This is a genomic window from Litoreibacter sp. JB4-2, assembly GCF_055693445.1.
This window is the reverse complement of sequence record NZ_CM146334.1, coordinates 2,267,695-2,288,676: the sequence shown is the minus strand read 5'-3', so window position 1 is coordinate 2,288,676 and position 20,982 is coordinate 2,267,695. Positions and strand designations below refer to the sequence as shown.

Here is a 20,982-nt window from a genome sequence, read left to right as displayed (position 1 = left end):
GTTTTGGGAGGGCGGGGCTGATGTTCTACCGTGAAGCCGGGGATTTCTCGACTACCTATTCGCAGGACAGCCAGACCTTTCCGATCCGGTTTGACCGATACCGCTACTATGCGGTTTTGCTTGTGGCTTTCTTGGTCGTGCCGTTTTTCATCAACGACTATTGGGCTAACGCGGTGTTTGTGCCGTTTTTGATCTACGCGATTGCGGCGATTGGGTTGAATATTTTGACCGGCTATTGCGGGCAGGTCTCGCTCGGGACCGGTGGGTTTATGGCTGTGGGGGCCTATAGCTGCTACAAGCTGATGACGGGGTTTCCTGAGATCTCCATTGTGATCCATGTGATCTTATCGGGTGGTATCACAGCGGCGGTTGTGACGTTGTTTGGCCTGCCGTCGCTCAGGATCAAAGGGTTTTACCTGGCCGTGGCGACGCTGGCGGCGCAGTTTTTCCTGGTCTGGCTGTTTAATAAGGTGGCGTGGTTCTACAACTACTCCGCCTCCGGCCAGATTTCAGCGCCGGAGCGCAGTGTGTTCGGTGTGATCGTGACCGGGCCCAATACGGATGCTTGGGCGAAATACATGATCTGTCTGGTCTTCGTGACCTTCTGCGCGATTGTGGCACGCAACCTGACGCGTGGCTCGGTCGGGCGCAAATGGATGGCGATCCGCGACATGGATATTGCAGCTGAGATCATCGGTGTGAACCCGATGAAGGCGAAGCTGACGGCATTCATGGTGTCGGGCTTTTTCGTTGGTATCGCAGGGGCGCTGTTTTTCAGCGTCTATCTGGGGGCCGCGGAAGTGGGCGAGAGCTTTGGGATCGACAAGTCGTTTCTGGTGCTTTTCATGATTATTATTGGCGGGCTGGGGTCGATCTTTGGGTCCTTCGCTGGCGCTGCTTTCATGGTGCTGCTGCCCGTCTTTTTAAAGAACGTGTTTGTGGGCGGATTGGGGTGGCCCACCGATCTGGCGGCGCATTTGCAATTTATAGTCTCGGGCAGTCTGATCATCATTTTCTTGATCATGGAGCCGCACGGGCTGGCGCAGCTTTGGCGTCTGGCGAAGGAGAAATTAAGACTGTGGCCGTTCCCGCATTAGCGGCGGCGCACATAACAAGGCCGGGGCAACCGGCACTATCGGATAAACCAATGGGAGGAAATAACTGATGAAATTACTGAGCATGACCGTGGCGGCCGTGATGGCCGCGAGCCCGGTGATGGCGGACCTTGTGTTCCCGTCGCTGAGCTACCGGACCGGGCCTTACGCCTCGAACGGCATCCCATTTGCGGATGGATATGAGGATTATTTCACGCTTTTGAACGAGCGTGACGGCGGCATTGGTGGGGTGCCGGCGCGCGTGTTGGAGTGCGAGACCGGCTACAACACTGAGAAGGGGATTGAATGCTACGAATCCACGAAAGGTGAGGGCGCCTTGGTGTACCAACCGCTGTCCACCGGCATCACCTATCAGCTGATCCCAAAATCTGCGGCGGACGGCATTCCGATTCTGACGATGGGCTACGGGCGGACGTCGGCCAAGAACGGTGCGGTCTTCTCGCATACGTTCAATTTTCCGGCCAACTACTGGGACGGGGCCAGCCACGCGGTCAACCATGTCTTGGATGTGAATGGCGGCGACATTTCCGGAAAGAAAATCGCGCTTGTGTATCACAACTCCGCCTATGGGAAGGAGCCGATCCGCACGCTTGAGGAGCTGACCAAAAAGCATGGCTTTGAGCTGATGCTGGTGCCTGTCGACCATCCAGGTCAGGAGCAGAAATCGCAATGGCTGCAAATTCGCCAGCAGCGCCCGGACTATGTGTTCCTCTGGGGCTGGGGGGTGATGAACCAAGTCGCCATTCAGGAAGCAACCAACATTCGTTTCCCGATGGAGAATTTCATTGGTGTCTGGTGGTCCGGGTCTGAAAACGATGTGCTTCCGGCCGGTGACGGCGCGGATGGGTATAAGGCGCTTGCCTTCCACAACCTCGGGATGGACTACCCCTTGTTTGAGGACATGCAGAAATACGTGATTGATGCTGGCAAGGCTGCTGGCGCGGGCGATCAGATTGGTACCGTGCTTTACAACCGGGGCATGTACGCGGCGATGTTGGCTGCGGAATCCGCCAAGACCGCTCAGGAAATCCACGGCACTGCAGAAATCACGCCAAGTCAAATGCGTGATGGTATGGAGGCCCTGGAGATCACAGAAGCGAAAATGGCTGCGCTGGGTCTGCCGAACTTCGGCCCGGAATTCAAAGTGTCTTGCGAGAACCATGGCGGCAACGGCTTAGGTGCCGTGGCGCAGTGGGACGCAAAAGCCGGTGAGTGGAACCTGATCACGGGCTATGAGCCATCGGATCAGGAGGTGATCGGAGCGCTGGTTGCCGAAGATTCCAAGGCATATGCGGATGAGGCCGGCATTACGCCAGCTTGCTAAATTTCAACCCCGGCCCGTGGATTGCGGGCCGGGGTTTTCAACCTTTGACGGAGTGCTGACATGCTGGATGGTTCTGGTGAGAGCGAGACCAAGACCCTCTTGGAGGTCAACAATATTGAGGTGATCTACAATCACGTCATTCTGGTGCTGAAGGGCGTCTCGCTGAAAGTGGCAGAAGGCGGGATCACGGCGCTGCTTGGCGGGAATGGCGCGGGAAAGACCACGACGCTGAAGGCTGTGTCGAACCTGCTGCATTCTGAGCGCGGTGAGGTCACCAAGGGCTCTATCGCCTATCGTGGGGACAGTGTCGCGGGACTGGACCCGGCGGACATGGTGAAGCGCGGCGTCATCCAGGTTATGGAAGGGCGACACTGCTTTGAGCATCTGACCGTTGAAGAGAACCTGATGACAGGCGCCTATACGCGCGGTGATGGGCGTGGCGCGATCGCGGCCGATTTGGAGAAGGTTTATACCTATTTCCCCCGACTGAAAGAACGGCGTACCAGCCAGGCGGGCTATACCTCCGGCGGGGAGCAACAGATGTGCGCCATTGGCCGCGCGCTGATGAGCCGGCCCGAAACGATCTTGCTGGACGAACCGTCAATGGGGCTGGCGCCGCAGCTGGTCGAAGAGATTTTCGGGATTGTGAAATCGCTGAACGAGCAAGAGGGCGTGTCCTTTCTGCTCGCAGAGCAGAACACAAATGTCGCACTGCGCTTCGCGCATTACGGCTACATTCTTGAGTCGGGACGGGTTGTGATGGACGGCCCCGCGCACGAGCTGCGCGAGAACCCGGATGTCAAAGAATTCTACCTTGGGGTCAGTGAGGAGGGGCGCAAATCGTTCCGCGACGTGCGCTCTTATCGTAGACGGAAGCGCTGGTTGAGCTGACCGGGATTTGAGTATTTTTAACAGAACGAAGCGGGTGTGGGATGCGCTATTTCGATGAATTAGAGACACGCTCGGCCGATGCCCGCGAAGCGGATCATCTGTCCAGGCTGCGATCCCAAGGCGTTAGCATTACGTCGCTTTCTGAACTGGCCTCCTTACCGGTTTTTCGAAAGGCGGAGCTGAGCGAGAAGCAGAAAGCGGACGCGCCGTTTGGGGGCCTTTATGTCGGTGATGTCGCGCATGTGTTCCAATCCCCGGGGCCAATTTATGAGCCCGGCGGCGTGACCCATGACTGGTGGCGTTTTGGACGTTTCCTGCATGCGGCTGGTATCGGGCGTGACGACATCGTGCAGAATTGCTTTGGGTACCACCTGACGCCCGCAGGAATGATGTTTGAAAACGGAGCCCGGGCTGTTGGCGCGAAAGTGCTTCCGGCGGGGACCGGTCAGACCGAACTGCAAGTGCGCGCGGCCAGTGACATCGGCTGTACGGCCTATGCCGGGACGCCGGATTATTTGAAGGTCATTTTGGACAAAGCCGAAGAGATGGGCGTCCCCCTGAGATTCTCAAAAGCCGCTGTATCTGGCGGCGCTTTGTTCCCGCAATTGCGGCAGGCCTATGCAGACCGCGGCATCACCTGCCTACAATGCTACGCGACCGCCGATTTGGGCCATATCGCCTATGAGAGCGCCGCAATGGAGGGGATGATCCTCGATGAGGGTGTGATCGTCGAAATCGTGACGCCGGGCACAGGTGATCCTGTCGCTGAGGGTGAGGTCGGTGAGGTCGTCGTGACGTCGCTCAATCCCGACTATCCGCTTATACGGTTTGGGACTGGCGATATGAGCGCTTTCATGTCGGGGATGTCACCTTGCGGGCGGACGGGCAAGCGCATCAAAGGCTGGATGGGGCGTGCCGACCAGACCACCAAGATCAAAGGTTTGTTCGTGCGTCCCGAACAGGTAGCGGCGCTTGTAAACCGGCATCCCGAGATTGGGCGTGCTCGGGTGATTGCAACGCGCGAAGGCGATGCTGACGGTATGATCGTCCGTATCGAGGCGCCATCGGGCGGTGACTATTCAGTGTCGGTTCAAGAGCTCTTAAAGCTCCGCGGCACGATTGAAATTGTCGCTGCAGGCAGTTTGCCCAAAGACGGTGTGCTGATCGAGGATTCGCGCAGCTACGACTAAGTCGCGATCAAATTTGGTCGAATTTTCTCAATATTTCACCATTCTCACGCGTTGTGATCGGCTTCTCACGCGGGCGTGAGGGGTTGCGCGGTCGGGGGAACTGTATGTGCGAATACGCACTTAAATATGCTATTTTAGATGTTTTGGTGTATTGAGATGGGCCCACACAAGGCGCATATTCATCTCATCAAACGGCAACACGCCGATACACATAACGGCCCAAGAGGCCAACACACACTGGAGAAACACAATGAAAACCATCATCGCAACCGCCCTCGTATCCCTGTCCCTGGCCGCTCCTGCTGCCGCTGAAACTGCGCAAGAGTTCTTCGCTCTGGGCAACGACTCAGCCGCTGAGCGCATCGTCTCGGAAACATCTGTCGGCAACCCAATCGGCGCCGCTGAAGCCCTGGCTCTGGTGAACGACAGCCCTGCTGAGAACACAGTAAACTTCGACCGCGCCCGCTCAGTAGACGTCAAAGAAGTCCAAGCGTTCTTCGCACTGGGCAACGACTCAGCCGCTGAGCGCCACGTGAAATAAACTGAACAACCAGATGGACCTAACCCTCAGGTTGATCCATCTTCAGTGGCCCGATCTTCGGATCGGGCGGGGCGCGCCTTGGTGATGCGAGGCGCGCTTTTTTAATGGCGACAACGAAAAAAGCCGCCCCAGTTTGGAGCGGCTTTTTCTAGTCTTTGGTTCGTCTCAACCCTGGTTTCGGCTTAACCTTGGCGAGCTTTGAACCGGCGCTGTGTTTTGTTGATCACGTAAACACGGCCCTTGCGGCGCACAATCCGGCAATCCCGGTGGCGCGACTTCAGGGAGCGAAGCGAGTTCTTGACCTTCATGTCAGTCTCCAATTGTCGTCCAGCGCGCTTGCGCCGTCTGGTTTCAGTTTGCCCCGCCCGGTTTGGGCAATGGGGCGGAATTTCGATGGTGGGCACTACTAGGTTCGAACTAGTGACCCCTTCGATGTCAACGAAGTGCTCTACCACTGAGCTAAGCGCCCATCTAACCCTATTTTCCTTGCAAGTCCACAGCCAGTGGTCTGCGCAAAAGCACAGGGGTCCGCGCTCTATAGAAGGAGTCGGAATATGGTTCAAGGGCTTTTGAAGCCGCCATAAAAAGGCCTATACTCTTGTGTAGAGGAGCTGCATGAACACCGACGCCTATAAATTGCGATTGCCCGACGTGCAGACCACGTCCGTGGTCTTTGCCAGCCCCCATAGCGGGCGGCACTACCCGTGGTCTTTCATGCGCAAAACAGTGCTCGACGAGCTGGCGATCCGGTCTTCGGAAGATGCGTTCATGGATTTGCTGGTTGCGTCGGTGGTCGATTTTGGGGCGCCGTTGATTTGCGCCAACATGCCGCGCGCATTTCTGGATTTGAACCGCGCGGCCGACGAATTGGACCCTGCGGTGATCGATGGCGTGCGCCAGATCGCACATAATCCGCGCATTGCAAGCGGCCTTGGGGTGATCCCGCGTGTGGTTTCCAATGGCCGCGCGATTTATCGCGGCAAGCTGAAGCTTGCGGAGGCGCATGAGCGGATCAGCGGCTATTGGCGTCCCTATCATGATCAGTTGGCGGCACTGGTCGGCAACGCCAGACGCGACTTTGGCGAAGCTATTTTGGTTGATTGCCATTCGATGCCACATGAGGCGGTTGATGCGGTGACGCAAAACGGCATGCCGCGACCTGAGGTTGTCTTGGGCGACCGGTTCGGCGCCTCAGCGGACGGCGAAATTGTTGATCGGATCGAGAGCATCTTCCTGAACGCGGGTCTTCGTGTCAGCCGCAATGCGCCTTTCGCCGGTGCCTTTACCACGCAGCACTACGGATCCCCGTCGCGTCGGCAGCACGCCATTCAAGTGGAGATCGACCGTTCGCTCTACATGAATGAGCTCAGGGTCCGCCCCAACGGAAATTTTGATAATTTCCGGACGTTGATGACGCAGATCTTGGGAGAAATTGCCGAGATAGGCCGCAAGGATTTGCGAGTCGCTGCAGAGTAGACGCGACCGCACCGACAGGCCTGCGGACATTTCAGAGCCAACAATTGTGGTTCGTAAAATGAACAAATTACGGGCAAATGCCGTAAATTTCGACGCCGAAAATCGCTGTTACTTTCACGGCGTCTAATTTTTGCGACAGATTGACTGTAAGTTTTAACTTTCACATTCAGATCACATCAGTGACGCAAATTTTCCCAAATTCAAACTATAGAGTTGCCGCAAACAACACCACTGCTGCCACTAAATTGTGAGACAAAAATGCAAACGTTTACTCTATTGGGAACAACACTTTTGGCCGGGATGCTCTCGGTCGCATCGACAAGCGACGCACTGGGAGACCGAAAGGAAGCGCTGGAACGCCTTGCCGCGATCCACGACTCTGATGTGCTGGTACAGGGCATTGAATCGGACAGCGCTGACCGCATTCGCTATTCCGAACGCCTATCCATGCTAACGCAGCGTGTTGCCGCCGCGTCTTGTAGCCTGACCTCCGATGTCGCGGTGGAAGAAAGCCATTTCCACTTGGAAGAGGCCATGCATGAGATCGACATCATTCTGGAGGCACTTCGTGTTGGCAATGACAAGCTACACATCTTTGGCCCGGAGAAGCGCAGACGGACGCTGCATGACATCGACTTGCTTGAAGAGGAATGGAAAGAGACCCACGGCGCGGTGGAAGCCGTTCTGAAGGACGGTCACGACGTCGATAGCGCGCATGTCATTGACGACCATAACCTCAGCCTGTTGGAAAAAGCGCAGGTGCTCGCCACCGACATTTCGGGCCAATACACACATCCGTTTGAGATCACTCAAGCCCATGCGATGCTGATCAGCATTGCAGGCCGTCAACGCATGCTAACCCAGAAGATGGCAAAAGACGCATGCGAAATCTGGACCGCCTACCATTCGGAAGAGGGTCGCGCCGATCTGACGAAGACCATGCTTATCTACGAGAATTCATTGGTGGCGCTGCGCGACGGTCTGCCCGCCGCTGGCATCGAAGCAGCCCCAACGCAGGTGATCCGCGACGATCTTGACCGCATTTTGGACCGTTGGTGGGTCATCAAGGGTAACCTGGAGAAATTGGTCGAGGGCGAAGAGCTGAACATGGATCAGAAATACGAGATATTCCATGACTTCAATGTGGAGCTCGACGAGCTTGAGCACTTGATCCATGACTACAAAGAATTTGCCGAAAAGCATCACACCTGATCGCAGATGACCGCGTGCTGCGTGTACTCTATCGCAGTGCGCGGCCTTTGACGATGGCGTCGGCGCCGAAGCGTTCCTTGATCTTGTCTGTGGCGCGCTCGGCCTCGGCGCGTTTTCCGGCCTCCGGGTCGAGCAGATCACCAGACCTGTCGGCCTCACCCTCCGGGATGAGGTCCGAGAGACCCACACCAAGCAACCGGTAAGGGCCCTGATCGCCCAGTTGGTCAAACAGGTCTCGCGCGGTGCGGTAGACCTTGTCTGCCATTTGCGTCGCATCCCTGAGCGACAGCCGCCGCGTGATCAATTTGAAATCAGCAGTTTTCAGTTTGAGCGTCACCACCCGCCCGGCAATGCCTTTTGCCTTCGCGCGGTCTGACACCTTCTCGGACATACGCCAGATATGGCCGTCGAGAATAGCCAGGCTGGCGGTGTCATCGTGAAACGTTGTCTCGTTTGAGATGCCCTTCACCGGCGCATGCGCGCTGACGCGGCGCTTGTCCTGACCGCGCGCAAGATGCCAGAGCCGGTCGCCCATGGAACCGAAGCGCGCGCCAAGCTCCTTGCGGTCCCAGCGCAGCAGGTCGGCGAAGGTGCGGATGCCGGCTTTTTCGAGCCCCTCGCGGGAGACAGCACCAACGCCCCAGATCAGGGAGACAGGTTTGTCACGCAGGAAGTCATCCGTTTCGGCCTTGCCGATGATGGAGAACCCGCGCGGCTTGTCGAGGTCGGAGGCGACCTTGGCGAGGAACTTGTTGTGGCTGAGCCCGATAGAGCCGGAGATGCCAAGCTCGGCCTCCATGCGTTTGACCAGCCTGGCCAGCATCACGGCGGGCGGGTGGCCGTGCAGGCGCTGGGTGCCGGTGAGGTCGAGGAAGGCTTCGTCCAGAGACAGGGGTTCGATGTCGGGGGTGAGTTCTTCCATCATCGTGCGGATTTGTTTGGAGACGGCGACATATTCGTTCATCCGGCCGCGGACGACGACGGCTTCGGGGCAGAGCTTGAGGGCCTGAAACATCGGCATGGCGGAGCGGACGCCTTTGATGCGGGCGATGTAGCAGGCTGTGGAGACGACGCCGCGGCGGCCGCCGCCGATGATGACGGGCTTGTCGCGCAGGTCTGGGTTGTCGCGCTTCTCGACGGAGGCGTAGAAGGCGTCGCAATCCATGTGGGCGATGGAGAGGGTTGCGAGCTCGGGGTGAGACAGAACCCTTGGAGAGCCGCAGGCAGGGCAGCGCGGGCTTTCAGGAATCTCAGACAGGCAGGCACGGCAGAGGGCGGGCATGGGGCGATTTTAACATGGCCTGACAGGGGGCGATAGCGGTGGATTTGACCGGTTTTCGAGGGCCTGGGGCCCCGGATACACCCTCCCCCGCATGCGGGGAATCCTGTATCATACTGATTTTATATGGTTTTTAGAATTTTTTAGGGAGTTGTTAAGGTTTGTTTTTTGGGTTGGGGTGGTGGGCAAGTATTGCCCACCCTACGGGTGCTGTTTTTGAAAACCGGCGTTTGATTAGCACCTGATATTTGCGTGACAGTTTTGCATTGATTTATCAGGCAGGGCAGGATCGGTGCGTTTTTTATGAGATATGCACCAAGGTGCGAATGTCGCGTTCGTGCATCATCCCGAAGCGGCCATTCATATAATAGACAGGGCTTTGTGCGAACCGAGGTCGGGCGTATAGCGCCCACGTCCACTTCAACAACAGCGCCATGGTTGAAGCAGCGGAAAACGCGGTCCAGATGTTGCCGAATAAGATGCATGCCTGACCAGGCTTCTGCATAGTTCGAAAACTAGATCAGGCCAACCAGAGACATAGCCGCCCCCAGCAGCGCACCGGAGATCGCAAAGGGGGCGCGGAGAAAGAACTTCTTGATGCGGTTCGTTCCTCGCACAACCTTTGAGAAGCACACCGTGACGATGGCTAGAAGGATGATGGCCAGATAGAAGAATGCTGTCGGAAGTATGCTGGTGATCAGCAAGGTATTGAACGGCACCCGGTAGCCATCGGTGTCCCTGCCGACAAGCGCGAAGTCCCCGTCGACCCGGTTGGCCCAGAAAAAATCAACGACCATAAAGTCGCTGCATTTTCCCAGAGACTCCACTGTGGCAGGGGTCAATTTGAAGCGCGCTGTCGGCAGTCCGTCCTTGAAGCAGAGGACCGTTGCGTGCAGCGAGGTCGGCGCGGCAACCGTGTTTTTTATCAACGTCGAAAGTTGGGGCAATTCTATAGGACTGGCCACTGAGGCAGGGAAGCCATCTTCAAGCTGGTCTGTCAGGAAAAACGCCGCTGTGTAAGCGCCGGACAGCGAGCCTCCTCCGAATACGGAGGCGTCGATGGAGAAGTTCAGCCTTACCAGTCCTGTCTCGTCGTCAGGTTCCCCGTCCAATTGCCTTCGGAGGTCGGACTTCAACTCGTCGAGGGCGGCGAAATACGCCCCGCGTTCCGCTTCGTCCTCTATCACCGAAGCGTCGATGTCGCTGATGTTCAGGAGGGCCAAGCTGGTGAACACATACACCTTCGTTTCCGCCATTCGCGGATCGAATGTCGACAGATACGGTAAGAGGATGTCGTCCACCTGTTGCTCATCATCCCGCGAAAGTAGAGCCGCAGTCAGGTCGCCCGAGAAGACAAGCCGTTCTGCGAACTCCCGCTCCTCGAGACCATCGAAAATCCGCCGATCAGTCCGAGGCTCGACCTCTGCGTCAGGCGCGCTGTCTGTGGCAATGAGGCTGGCGGGTTCGGGGGATGCTACGAATGCCTGCACAACGATGAGCACAAAGAGCGCGTAGCTGAGGATGAAAGTGTTCATTGTCACGATCAGGTCGGAGACTATCAGAACAAGCGCTCGGAAGATGCTGTTCACCTTCAGGGCGGTTTCAATGAAGATTTTCGTCTGGATGATCGTAGCGTAGTCGAAGGAGATATTGAAAAGGATGAAAACAAGAAAGAGCATTAGCTGTTTGGTGTCGTATCGTAATTGCGAGAACTGCTCTGGAAACAGATACAACTGAGTGCCGAGGACGAGGCAAAACGAGCAGACGGAAATAGCGGCAGCAGAAAATAAGAATTCGCGCGAGAAAAGTCGAGCCGAGAAGAACCTCCCGAAAATCACGGAATGCGCCCTCTCCAAGAAATTTGAGAATCTTTGCGACAGAGTAAGGTCGTCGGTGCCACTTTCGAGGTAAGCAGCGATCTTCTCCCGCTCCTTTTCGGTGATAAACACACTATCTAGTAGCACCCCAAGACCCGCTAGAAGCGTTATTTCAGTGAGAAAGCTGTTAAGCATTAATTATTGTGTTCCAAAGGCTTAGAGAAGTGAAGTATCGCGCAAATTGGTGAAGACGACCTGTAGGCGCAATCCGAGTTGGTCAGTGACGTGATTTACTTACGATGCAGCTTGGCCTTTCTAAAGATCGTTTGAAAGTCCGCTTGCACAACTTTCGTGAGTACCTGACGCACCTGCGCCGAATGACTGCTTCGCCGACGTGTTGAAAACTAACGTCCGCTTGGGGCTAGCACTGGTCATAAAGAGAACATACTGCCAGTCGCGAACATCGGCACGAAGGCGTACAAGCCCTTATATGTGTGCACCCCGCTTAGCTCAGATTGAATTTGGCCCGGACTCAAGCCGAAGGCGCCGGGCCAACACCTGACCGCCCCACGGGCAGGTGTTTTGGTTGCTGCTCCACTCATAAATTCTGGGGGATGTGCTTGGCTGCCATAAAGTGCTGTAGAAAATGTGTCGCGACACCCGCCCTCGGTCAGGTGTTGGCTCGGCTTGGGTGGGGCGTTTTGGTATGCGGTGGGCACGGGGTGCCCGGCCTACGGATGGTCGGGGGCGTTAGTCGGGCGCTGAGAGTTTCCAGATAATCTCATCCATGACCTCCTTGACCATGACGCCGGTGGCGCTGGGGCCGGTCATGAGGAGGGCCCAGCCGTCGGGGCGGTATTCGCGGCGAATGTGCAGGTTTTTGGCGAGCGCGCGGCTGCGGGTCGGCGTGCGGGGACGGCGGAGGCGGGGGTTACCGGCCAAGAGCTGCTCCGCCTCATCGATGATGGGCATCATCAGCTGGTAGGTGGCCTCCGTGGTTTTGGGCTTGTGGCGGCGGATCGCCTCAAAAGCCAGTTCCAGCAGATCGGCGCGCTCCAAAGCGGCGAGGCGCAGGAGTTTGCGTTCTGACAGGCCGTGCGGTTCCCGCAGGATATGGCGGAAGGTCTCCACCACGGCGCAGAGCGTGCGCAGGCGGCTGTTTTTCTGGGTGGAGCCGGTGGGGTGCAGGGCGGCGATGGCGGCGTCGGGCGTGTCGAAAATCCCCTCCGCGATGGCGTCGATGATGGTGCGGGCCCGGTCCCAGGGCGTGATCTGGGCGCGGATTTCGTTCTCCGCGATCATCTCCGCCATGGCCTGGGGGATGGTTTCGGGGGCGCGGATGAAGGCGTTGATGGTGCCGGGCTGGCCGGTCATCTCAGCGATTTCTGTGACGGCGGCGAGCCTGCGGTGGCCGGAGATCAACCCGTAGCGATGATCATTGCGCGGGGTCTTGAAGGCCCAAAGCTCTATCGGCTGGCGCAGCCCGTCGCGCATGATGGAGCGCAGGAGCTGCTGGTCGTCCTCGGGCGTGCGGGCCTCCCGGTCACGGGGCAGCGCGTCGCGCTGGATTTGAGTGACGGGAATTGCGTGGATTTCGGTCATTGGAGCCTCCTCTTTCGGGGAGGGGTAGGGCCGTGTGGTTAATGCCGCATGAGCGCCGCGAACGGTCTGTTTCCAGCTCATTTACCTTCAAATTTGGGCAAAAGCCCCCATATGTAGCGTAACAGAAAGGGATATTGCATGGATATTGAAGATTTTTTGCTGAGCTTTGTGGGGAACAACATCGTGTTCCTGCTTCTGGCCGCGCTGATTATTACGGCGATTTTTCTGGGCGTGCGCATCGTGCCGCAATCGGAGAAATACGTGGTGGAGCGGTTTGGCAAGCTGCGGTCGGTGCTGGGGCCGGGGATCAACCTGATCGTGCCGTTTTTCGACCGGGTGGCGCATAAGATCTCCATTTTGGAGCGGCAGCTGCCGACCAACAGCCAGGACGCGATTACCAGCGACAACGTTTTGGTGCAGGTCGAGACCAGCGTGTTCTACCGCATCATTGAGCCGGAGAAGACGGTGTACCGGATCCGCGACATTGACGCAGCGATTGCGACCACGGTGGCGGGGATCGTGCGCTCCGAGATCGGGACGCTGGAGCTGGACGAGGTGCAGTCGAACCGCGCGCAGCTGATTGTGCGCATCCAGGGTTCGCTGGAGAAGGTGGTGGACGACTGGGGCATCGAAGTGACCCGGGCGGAGATTTTGGACGTGAACCTGGACGAGGCGACCCGGGCGGCGATGCTGCAGCAGCTGAACGCAGAACGCGCGCGGCGGGCGGCGGTGACCGAGGCCGAAGGGTCGAAGCGCGCCGTGGAGCTGAACGCGGATGCGGAGTTGTACGCCGCCGAGCAGACCGCCAAGGCGCGGCGCGTGCAGGCGGATGCGGAAGCCTACGCGACGGGCGTCGTGGCCCAGGCGATTGCCGATAACGGGCTGGAGGCCGCGCAATACCAAGTGGCCTTGAAGCAGGTTGAGGCACTGACCGCCGTGGGCGCGGGCGCGGGCAAGCAGACGGTCCTGCTGCCATCCGCAGCGCTGGACGCCTTTGGCGACGCGTTTGGGCTGCTGAAAGGACGGTCGTGATGATGTGGTCTGACTATTGGGTCTGGGTTGCGGCAGCCTTGGTGCTGGGCATTCTGGAAATCCTGGCGCCGGGCTTCATCTTGCTGGGCTTCGCCATCGGCGCCGGGGTTGTGGGCGCGATCCTATATATAGAGGGCGGGCTGGGCGCCTATCTGGCCGGGTCCTTGCCGATCACGCTGGTGGTGTTCGCCGTGGTGTCGCTGCTATCATGGATCGCCATGCGCCGCATCTTCGGGGCGCGCGGCGGGCAGGTCAAAGTCTGGGACACAGACATCAACGACGATTGAATGCGACCAAATCGATTCCTGAAAGGCGCGGGTTAAACCCGCGCCTTTTTCCATATTGGATCACTTATTTCACGTTTTTCACAGGTTGTGATCGGTGTCTCACGCGGCCGTGAGGGGCTGCGCGGCAGGGGAACCAATATGTGCATGAACGCACCAATATTCGCAATTTCTCGCGCTTCCGTGTATTGAGAGTTACCGATCCGAGGCGCATATTCATCTCATCAAACGACAACACGCCGAAACACACACCGCCCCGAGCATCACATAACAGGGGCAACACACACTGGAGAAACACAATGAAAACCATCATCGCAACCGCCCTCGTATCCCTGTCCCTCGCCGCTCCTGCTGCCGCTGAAACAGCGCAAGAGTTCTTCGCTCTGGGCAACGATAGCGCCGCTGAGCGCATCGTGTCGGAAACATCTGTCGGCAACCCTGTTGGCGCCGCTGAAGCCCTGGCTTTGGTTAACGACAGCCCGGCTGAAACCACAGTGAACTTCGACCGTGCCCGTTCGGTTGACGTCAAAGAAGTCCAAGCCTTCTTCGCACTGGGCAACGACTCCGCCGCTGAGCGTCACGTGAAGTAAGCGACCCCTCAGATACGGATCGGACCCTCCCTCAAGATCCGCGTCCCCAAGACGGCCTCCCGGTATCCCCCCGGGAGGCCGTTTTTTTATAGCTCATAGAGATCAGGCGCGTGCCGGGACAGGCGTTCGCAGCCGTCTTCCGTTACAAGAACGGAATGACCCAGGCACATGGCTGCGCCCGCGTCGCTATCCATCAAGATCATATGCAGGAAAAACACCTGCCCTTGCTGCATGATCAACGGATTGCCTTCATAAAACATCGGGAAGTCGACCCAAATCGGGTTGTAGATCGCGCCCATTCCATAGCCGCAGGCCTGCAAGCGCGCATGGGACAAACCGGCACTATCGAAGATTTTTGCATGCGCATCATAAACATCACCCATCGGTTTGCCGGGTTTGATCGCAGCTTCGCAGGCCTCAAGCGCGTTGCGCGCGGTTTGATGGAAATGTCTGTGGGTCTGGGAGGCGGCCCCAACGATCAGGGTTTGCATCATCGCGGCGTGATAGCGCGCATATGCGCCGGACCATTCGATCGTGAGCTGATCGGACGGGTCCAAATGTCTGCGCCCGGAGAAATACCGACATAGGAGCGCGGCCTCCCCCGAGCCGATGACAAATTCATTGCCGGCATAATCGCCACCACCTTTGAACACTGCACCTTGCATCGCTGCCAGAATATCGCCTTCGAACGCGCCGGCTTTGGTTGTCGAAAGAGCCGCATCAAACGCGTCATCGGATAAGGCGGCGGCGCGGCGGTGCATATCGATCTCGGCAGGGGATTTGAGGCGGCGCAGGGCGCGGATCAGATCGGAGGCTTCGCTCAGATCACCGAGCGTCTCGCGAACCATGCGGCCATTATAGTCGGTGAGCCCGGCGGTTTGGCCTTCAATGCCGATTTTCCCTTTGCCGACGCCAAGCGTGGTCAGCAGGGCTTGCAGGTCATCGGCGGGGCGGGATCCTTCGCGCTCGTGCCAAATATGGATCTCGGTGTCGGCAAGTATAGAGGTGTACTGCGCTTGACGCAGATCCGGCATCCGCGTCAGCAGCGCGAGCTGCCCGTCCCGCGTGAGCACCATGCATTGAAACATGGCGAAGCCGAACGTGTCGTAGCCGCTGATCCAATATTGGCTTTCGGGCGCGAACATAAGCAAGGCATCCAGGCCGCGCGCGTTTAGGGCCGCGCAAGCTTTGGCGCGCCGCGCGGCAAATTCCGCGTCGCTGAAGTGAATTGGCATATGTGATCCCCGTTTCTCTGTCCTGAGAACAGGGTAGGGGTGAGTCGCAATTTCAGCGAGTCTCTTTGCGACATTTCACCAATCTCACGCGTTGTGATCGGCTTTTCACGCGGGCGTGAGGGGTTGCGCGGGAGGGGGATCTTTATGTGCGTATACGCACCTAAATATGCCAATTTGGATGGTTTGGTGTATTGAGATGAGCCCGCACAAGGCGCATATTCATCTCATCAAACGGCAACACGCCGATACACATAACGGCCCAAGAGGCCAACACACACTGGAGAAACACAATGAAAACCATCATCGCAACCGCCCTCGTATCCCTCTCGCTGGCCGCTCCTGCTGCCGCCGAAACTGCGCAAGAGTTCTTCGCTCTGGGCAACGACCCCGCCGCTGAGCGCATCGTGTCGGAAACATCTGTCGGCAACCCAATCGGCGCCGCTGAAGCGCTGGCCCTGGTCAACGACAGCCCAGCTGAAACAACAGTGAACTTCGACCGCGCCCGCTCAGTAGACGTCAAAGAAGTCCAAGCTTTCTTCGCACTGGGCAACGACTCCGCCGCTGAGCGTCACGTGAAATAAGAGACCCTTCAGATACGGATCGTGCCCTCCCTCACGATCCGCGTCCCAAGACGGCCTCCCGGTATCCCCCCGGGAGGCCGTTTCTTTATGGGATCAGGGATTTTATCGCTGCGAGCGCTTTGCCTTTGATCAACCATGAGACGCCGAAGGCGAAGACGGCGACGGTTTCGACCCAGAAGACGTAGTGCAGCGCATCGAGCTTTGCGGCCGTCGCGCAGGAGACAAACGCGATCGGGATGAGGGCGGCGATGGCGCCGCAAATGATCACGCCGCAGGTCAGGTAAACGGGATGTTCGGCCATTTTGTAGTCAACCTTTCCGCTTGGGGTTTTGGGGAAGAGGCGCAGGCAAAAGATCGCGAGGCAGGCGAAGAACAAAAGCGCCGAGCCGAAATGCAGCCAGACCAGCCCCTGCCAATGCAATGTGAAACCCTGGACGATATAGCCGGGCCCGAGCGCGCCACCTGTGGTGCAGGATTTCAGGGGCGCGGGCGCGGTAGAAAACAGCGCGACGCCGATGGCGCCAAACCCCGCGAGCGCTGCGACGACGCGGTCGGACAACCGCTCGCCCGGGCGTCTTTTGTAGCCCTGGTAGGAGATCAGAAAGAAACCAGCGGCGACGAGCGATCCCACGAGATAGTCGCCGAACGCGGTGTGGTAGAAGTCAGAGATCGAGGGCTGCATGTCATCTGCGACGCGGCCATAGACGAACAGCACCACCGGCAGGGCGATGCCAAGAAGGCCGATTGCGCGGCGAGTAGCGAGGTAGGAGAAGACGCGGGCGTCGTGTTGGGGCATGAAAAACCCTCCTGCATGTCATTAAGAACTTGGGTTCAATGCAGGGAGGATAGCGCCGGCGCCGGGATCGTTGCGTGTTTGTGCAGTGACGCGCGCGTCTATGTCAGCTCCGCGACCACGCTTTGTGCGGCTTGGCGCGGGGCGCTGGCCTGCCAGATGGGACGGCCAACGACGATATGGTCGGCCCCGTTCTGGATGGCTTGGGCGGGGGTTGCGACGCGCTTTTGATCACCCAAAGCGGCGCCGGTCGGGCGCACGCCGGGTGTGACGATGAGCCGGTCCGCCGCGCTGGGCAGTGCGCGGATGGCCTTGGCTTCCCGCGGGGAGGCGATGACGCCGTCGGCCCCGGCCCCGAAGGCGGTATCGGCGCGCTCTAACACCAAATCCTGCATCTCGCCGGTTTTGATCAGGCCCGCATCCAGATCAGCGCGGTCCATTGAAGTCAGGATCGTGACAGCGAGGATCTTCATGTTGCTGCCAGACGCGCCTTCTTTAGCGGCGCGAACCACATGTGGATCGCCATGGACGGTCAGGAAGTCGATGTCGAACTGGGTGAAGCCACGCACCGCGGCCTCGACGGTGGCGCCGATATCGAAGAGCTTCATGTCGAGGAAGATGCGCTTGCCGTGCTCGGTTTTGAGTTCATTGGCGAGAGCCAGCCCGCCGCCAGTTAGCATGCCGAGCCCGATTTTATAGAAGGAGACCGCATCGCCGAGCTGCTTGGTCAGCTCCAGCCCCTCAAGCACGTTAGGGACATCAAGGGCGACAATCAGGCGGTCATCAGACATGTGGGCGGGCCTTTCACTGGTGCGATTGGCCCTGATTGCGCGCGCAACGGTCTGGCGTCAAGCCGCCCGGTGGGTTGAGATGCGCAAGCTGTCGGTCAATTGCCGCGCGAGATCGCCCAGATGAGCGAAACGGGCTTGCCCGCGCGGGGTGCGCGACACCAATTGGCCTGCGTTTTCTTTGCGGCGCTTTTTGGCGAGCGCGACCAGCTTATGGGACACGAAGGTGAAGTCGCTGGAGATTGGCAGTTCGATGGAGATCGCGAATTTGAGGGTTTCGGCGCCCTCATGCATGACAACCAGCGCCTCAAAGCTGCGGGTGGCGGCGTTGTAGCGGATATTCTGGACTTCTGTTCTGTAGCTGCTCATGGCCTTGTCCTTACATTCTGGTGCAGGGTCTTACCCCACGAAGATAGAGATCGGATCGGCCGAGAATAGGGGGCTCGCGCAGGTGTGAATCCGTGTGAGTCGGGCGAATTCGTTGTAAAATTGTAACAGAATGCCCTTGCGAGTTAAGCGATGAGTTTCCATATCAGATGCAAGGTTCGCCAAATCGAGGTGCCGCATAGCGGGCCACGCAACCGGGCGAATGCTTCATGAGAGGACATTGATATGAATTTGGAAAAGTTCACCGAACGGTCGCGCGGTTTTATTCAGGCGGCTCAAACGATTGCGATGCGCGAAGACCATCAGCGCATTGCCCCCGAACACATCTTGAAAGCGCTGATGGATGACGACCAAGGGTTGGCGTCCAACTTGATTGCCGCCACAGGCGGTGACGCGCGTGCCGTGGCCGCAAGCGCGGATCTGGCGATTGAAAAGACGCCGAAAGTGTCCGGCGACACGGGCCAAGTCTATGTCGACACCCAGACCGGAAAAGTGCTGGCCGAGGCCGAAAAGCTGGCCAAGAAGGCAGGCGACAGCTTTGTGCCGGTTGAACGCATCTTAACCGCTTTGGCGGTTGTGAAGTCGAAAGCCAAGGACGCGTTGGACGCGGGCGGCGTGACGGCGCAAGGCCTGAACGCGGCGATCAACGACGTGCGTAAGGGCCGGACGGCGGATAGCGCGTCGGCTGAGGACAGCTATGACGCGTTGAAGAAATACGCGATGGACCTGACGGAACGCGCGCGGGAGGGCAAGATTGACCCAATTATCGGGCGCGACGAAGAAATTCGGCGTACGATGCAAGTGCTGTCGCGTCGGACCAAGAACAACCCGGTGCTGATTGGTGAGCCCGGCGTTGGTAAGACCGCGATTGCGGAAGGGCTGGCGCTGCGGATCGTGGATGGCGACGTGCCGGAATCCTTACGCAACAAAAAGCTGATGGCGCTGGACATGGGCGCTTTGATTGCTGGCGCGAAGTATCGCGGCGAGTTTGAGGAGCGTTTGAAAGCGATCCTGAACGAGGTCACGGACGCGGCCGGCGAGATCATTCTGTTCATCGACGAGATGCACACGCTTGTCGGCGCGGGCAAAGGCGAAGGCGCGATGGATGCGTCGAACCTGCTGAAACCTGCGCTTGCGCGGGGCGAGCTACATTGTGTGGGCGCCACCACGCTGGATGAATACCGTAAACATGTTGAGAAAGACGCGGCTTTGGCGCGGCGGTTCCAGCCTGTTTTGGCTGAGGAGCCGACGGTTGAAGACACGATCTCCATCCTGCGGGGCATCAAGGAAAAGTACGAGCTGCACCACGGCGTGCGGATTTCCGACAGCGCCTTGGTGGCGGCGGCGACCTTGTCGCACCGCTATATCACCGATCGGTTCTTGCCCGATAAGGCGATTGACCTGATGGATGAGGCCGCATCGCGTCTGCGCATGGAAGTGGACAGCAAGCCGGAGGAACTGGACGCGCTGGACCGGCAGATCATGCAATTGCAGATCGAAGCCATGGCGCTTGAGAAAGAAGACGACGAGGCCTCCAAAGATCGGCTGGACGCGTTGCGCAAGGAATTGTCGGAGTATCAGCAGCGATCCTCCGAGATGACGGCGCAATGGCAGGCGGAACGCGACAAGCTGGAAGGCGCGCGGGAGCTGAAGGAACGGCTGGACCGCGCGCGCGCGGAGCTGGATATCGCCAAGCGTGAGGGCAACCTCGCCAAGGCGGGTGAGCTGTCTTACGGCGTAATCCCAGAGTTGGAAAAGAAGCTGGCCGAAGCCGAAGCGTCGGAAAACGACGTCGTGGTTGAGGAAGCCGTGCGGCCTGAACAAATCGCGCAGGTGGTTGAACGTTGGACCGGCATCCCCACGACCAAGATGCTGGAAGGCGAACGCGACAAGCTGCTGCGCATGGAAGACGAGCTGGGCCGCCGGGTGATCGGGCAACGCTCCGCTGTGACCGCCGTTGCGCGCGCCGTGCGCCGGGCACGCGCCGGGCTGAACGAGGAAACACGGCCTTTGGGAAGCTTCCTGTTTCTCGGGCCAACCGGCGTGGGCAAGACGGAACTGACCAAGGCCGTGGCCGAGTTTCTGTTTGATGATGACAGCGCGATGGTGCGCATTGATATGTCGGAATTCATGGAGAAACACGCGGTTGCGCGTCTTATCGGCGCCCCTCCCGGCTATGTTGGCTATGATGAGGGCGGCGTTTTGACGGAAGCCGTGCGGCGCAGGCCATATCAGGTTGTGCTGTTTGACGAGGTCGAAAAGGCGCACCCGGATGTGTTCAACGTGCTGTTGCAGGTTCTGGATGATGGGGTGCTGACCGACGGTCAGGGCCGGACGGTTGATTTCAAGCAGACGCTGATCATCCTGACGTCGAACCTTGGCGCGCAAGCGCTGAGCCAGCTGCCGGAGAACGCCGATAGCTCAGACGCCAAGCGCGACGTGATGGACGCGGTGCGGGCGCATTTCCGGCCCGAGTTCCTGAACCGGCTGGATGAGACGGTGATCTTTGACCGGCTTGCCCGCGAGGACATGGCGGGGATTGTCGACATTCAGCTGGGGCTTTTGGAGAAGCGTTTGGCCAGCCGCAAGATTGCGGTCGACCTGGACGATGCGGCGCAGAAATGGCTGGCTGATGAGGGCTACGACCCTGTCTTCGGCGCGCGGCCCTTGAAGCGCGTGATCCAGCGGGCGCTGCAGGACCAACTTGCTGAGATGATCCTGGCTGGCGACGTCAAGGACGGAGACGTGATTTCCGTGAGCGCCGGGGTTGACGGTTTGATCGTTGGCGACCGGCTGTCGGCCTCCAACCGGCCCAAGCCGGATGAGGCAACAGTGCATTAAGCTT

20 protein-coding genes and 1 tRNA gene are annotated in these 20,982 nt (G+C 58.6%); 12 read left to right on the top strand and 9 right to left on the bottom strand.

Annotation, left to right across the window (positions count from 1 at the left end; translation table 11 throughout):
• Window positions 1-20: 20 nt before the first annotated feature.
• From ACZ1G7_RS11420 to ACZ1G7_RS11400, 5 genes are all read left to right on the top strand, one after another.
• Complete coding sequence (locus ACZ1G7_RS11420; protein WP_472659525.1) at window positions 21-1,097, top strand: branched-chain amino acid ABC transporter permease; 1,077 nt, start codon at window positions 21-23, stop codon at window positions 1,095-1,097.
• A gap of 67 nt (window positions 1,098-1,164) precedes the next feature.
• A complete protein-coding gene (locus ACZ1G7_RS11415; RefSeq protein WP_472659524.1) occupies window positions 1,165-2,439 on the top strand; it encodes an ABC transporter substrate-binding protein in 1,275 nt (424 codons plus the stop codon).
• Window positions 2,440-2,499: 60 nt separating this feature from the next.
• Entirely contained in the window at window positions 2,500-3,330 is an 831-nt protein-coding gene (locus ACZ1G7_RS11410) for an ABC transporter ATP-binding protein (RefSeq protein ID WP_472659523.1), read from the top strand.
• Between the two features lie 41 nt (window positions 3,331-3,371).
• Window positions 3,372-4,520, top strand: a complete 1,149-nt coding sequence (locus tag ACZ1G7_RS11405) for a phenylacetate--CoA ligase family protein (protein WP_472659522.1) — start codon at window positions 3,372-3,374, stop codon at window positions 4,518-4,520.
• Between the two features lie 250 nt (window positions 4,521-4,770).
• Entirely contained in the window at window positions 4,771-5,061 is a 291-nt protein-coding gene (locus ACZ1G7_RS11400; protein ID WP_472659521.1) for a hypothetical protein, read from the top strand.
• A gap of 182 nt (window positions 5,062-5,243) precedes the next feature.
• Here ACZ1G7_RS11400 and ykgO read toward each other — a convergent pair whose 3' ends face one another.
• Both ykgO and ACZ1G7_RS11390 read right to left on the bottom strand, forming a co-directional pair.
• On the bottom strand, window positions 5,244-5,369 hold the full coding sequence (gene ykgO / locus ACZ1G7_RS11395) for a type B 50S ribosomal protein L36 (protein WP_348495204.1): 126 nt from the start codon (window positions 5,367-5,369) through the stop codon (window positions 5,244-5,246).
• Window positions 5,370-5,455: 86 nt separating this feature from the next.
• A tRNA-Val gene (locus tag ACZ1G7_RS11390) sits at window positions 5,456-5,530 on the bottom strand.
• Window positions 5,531-5,676: 146 nt separating this feature from the next.
• On the opposite strand from ACZ1G7_RS11390, the gene ACZ1G7_RS11385 reads away from it, so the two are divergent.
• Complete coding sequence (locus ACZ1G7_RS11385) at window positions 5,677-6,537, top strand: N-formylglutamate amidohydrolase (protein WP_472659520.1); 861 nt, start codon at window positions 5,677-5,679, stop codon at window positions 6,535-6,537.
• A 258-nt stretch (window positions 6,538-6,795) separates the two neighbouring features.
• Window positions 6,796-7,749 carry a type IV pili methyl-accepting chemotaxis transducer N-terminal domain-containing protein gene (locus ACZ1G7_RS11380; RefSeq protein WP_472659519.1) on the top strand — a complete coding sequence of 318 codons (954 nt, stop codon included), beginning with the start codon at window positions 6,796-6,798 and terminating at the stop codon, window positions 7,747-7,749.
• Window positions 7,750-7,777: 28 nt separating this feature from the next.
• Here ACZ1G7_RS11380 and ACZ1G7_RS11375 read toward each other — a convergent pair whose 3' ends face one another.
• The 3 genes from ACZ1G7_RS11375 to ACZ1G7_RS11365 form a co-directional block, all read right to left on the bottom strand.
• On the bottom strand, window positions 7,778-9,031 hold the full coding sequence (locus ACZ1G7_RS11375; RefSeq protein WP_472659518.1) for a DNA polymerase IV: 1,254 nt from the start codon (window positions 9,029-9,031) through the stop codon (window positions 7,778-7,780).
• Between the two features lie 512 nt (window positions 9,032-9,543).
• A complete protein-coding gene (locus tag ACZ1G7_RS11370; protein WP_472659517.1) occupies window positions 9,544-10,977 on the bottom strand; it encodes a hypothetical protein in 1,434 nt (477 codons plus the stop codon).
• Between the two features lie 618 nt (window positions 10,978-11,595).
• Window positions 11,596-12,447 (bottom strand): ParB/RepB/Spo0J family partition protein, encoded by an 852-nt coding sequence (locus tag ACZ1G7_RS11365; protein ID WP_472659516.1) that lies wholly within the window; start codon window positions 12,445-12,447, stop codon window positions 11,596-11,598.
• 138 nt (window positions 12,448-12,585) lie between these two features.
• Between ACZ1G7_RS11365 and ACZ1G7_RS11360 the strand changes: the two genes are divergently transcribed.
• The 3 genes from ACZ1G7_RS11360 (at window position 12,586) to ACZ1G7_RS11350 (ending at window position 14,353) form a co-directional block, all read left to right on the top strand.
• Window positions 12,586-13,479, top strand: a complete 894-nt coding sequence (locus ACZ1G7_RS11360) for an SPFH domain-containing protein (RefSeq protein ID WP_472659515.1) — start codon at window positions 12,586-12,588, stop codon at window positions 13,477-13,479.
• A complete protein-coding gene (locus tag ACZ1G7_RS11355; RefSeq protein WP_472659514.1) occupies window positions 13,479-13,766 on the top strand; it encodes an NfeD family protein in 288 nt (95 codons plus the stop codon). Before ACZ1G7_RS11360 ends, ACZ1G7_RS11355 begins: the two co-directional genes overlap by 1 nt.
• Window positions 13,767-14,062: 296 nt before the next feature.
• The gene (locus ACZ1G7_RS11350; RefSeq protein WP_472659513.1) at window positions 14,063-14,353 is read left to right on the top strand and encodes a hypothetical protein; all 291 of its coding nucleotides are present in this window, start codon (window positions 14,063-14,065) and stop codon (window positions 14,351-14,353) included.
• 86 nt (window positions 14,354-14,439) lie between these two features.
• On the opposite strand, the gene ACZ1G7_RS11345 is transcribed toward ACZ1G7_RS11350, so the two are convergent.
• Window positions 14,440-15,588, bottom strand: a complete 1,149-nt coding sequence (locus ACZ1G7_RS11345) for a M24 family metallopeptidase (protein ID WP_472659512.1) — start codon at window positions 15,586-15,588, stop codon at window positions 14,440-14,442.
• A gap of 290 nt (window positions 15,589-15,878) precedes the next feature.
• On the opposite strand from ACZ1G7_RS11345, the gene ACZ1G7_RS11340 reads away from it, so the two are divergent.
• Window positions 15,879-16,169, top strand: coding sequence for a hypothetical protein (locus ACZ1G7_RS11340; protein ID WP_472659511.1), 291 nt, complete (start codon window positions 15,879-15,881; stop codon window positions 16,167-16,169).
• Between the two features lie 85 nt (window positions 16,170-16,254).
• On the opposite strand, the gene ACZ1G7_RS11335 is transcribed toward ACZ1G7_RS11340, so the two are convergent.
• The 3 genes from ACZ1G7_RS11335 to ACZ1G7_RS11325 all read right to left on the bottom strand — a co-directional run bounded on the left by ACZ1G7_RS11335 (window position 16,255) and on the right by ACZ1G7_RS11325 (window position 18,119).
• Window positions 16,255-16,965: a hypothetical protein gene (locus ACZ1G7_RS11335; RefSeq protein ID WP_472659510.1), complete on the bottom strand. Its 711-nt coding sequence runs from the start codon at window positions 16,963-16,965 to the stop codon at window positions 16,255-16,257.
• A 98-nt stretch (window positions 16,966-17,063) separates the two neighbouring features.
• Window positions 17,064-17,753: an orotidine-5'-phosphate decarboxylase gene (gene pyrF / locus ACZ1G7_RS11330; protein ID WP_472659509.1), complete on the bottom strand. Its 690-nt coding sequence runs from the start codon at window positions 17,751-17,753 to the stop codon at window positions 17,064-17,066.
• Window positions 17,754-17,810: 57 nt separating this feature from the next.
• Window positions 17,811-18,119 (bottom strand): hypothetical protein, encoded by a 309-nt coding sequence (locus ACZ1G7_RS11325; protein WP_472659508.1) that lies wholly within the window; start codon window positions 18,117-18,119, stop codon window positions 17,811-17,813.
• A gap of 243 nt (window positions 18,120-18,362) precedes the next feature.
• Here ACZ1G7_RS11325 and clpB point away from each other — a divergent pair, with 243 nt between their 5' ends.
• Window positions 18,363-20,978, top strand: a complete 2,616-nt coding sequence (clpB, locus tag ACZ1G7_RS11320; RefSeq protein WP_472659507.1) for an ATP-dependent chaperone ClpB — start codon at window positions 18,363-18,365, stop codon at window positions 20,976-20,978.
• Window positions 20,979-20,982: the final 4 nt, after the last annotated feature.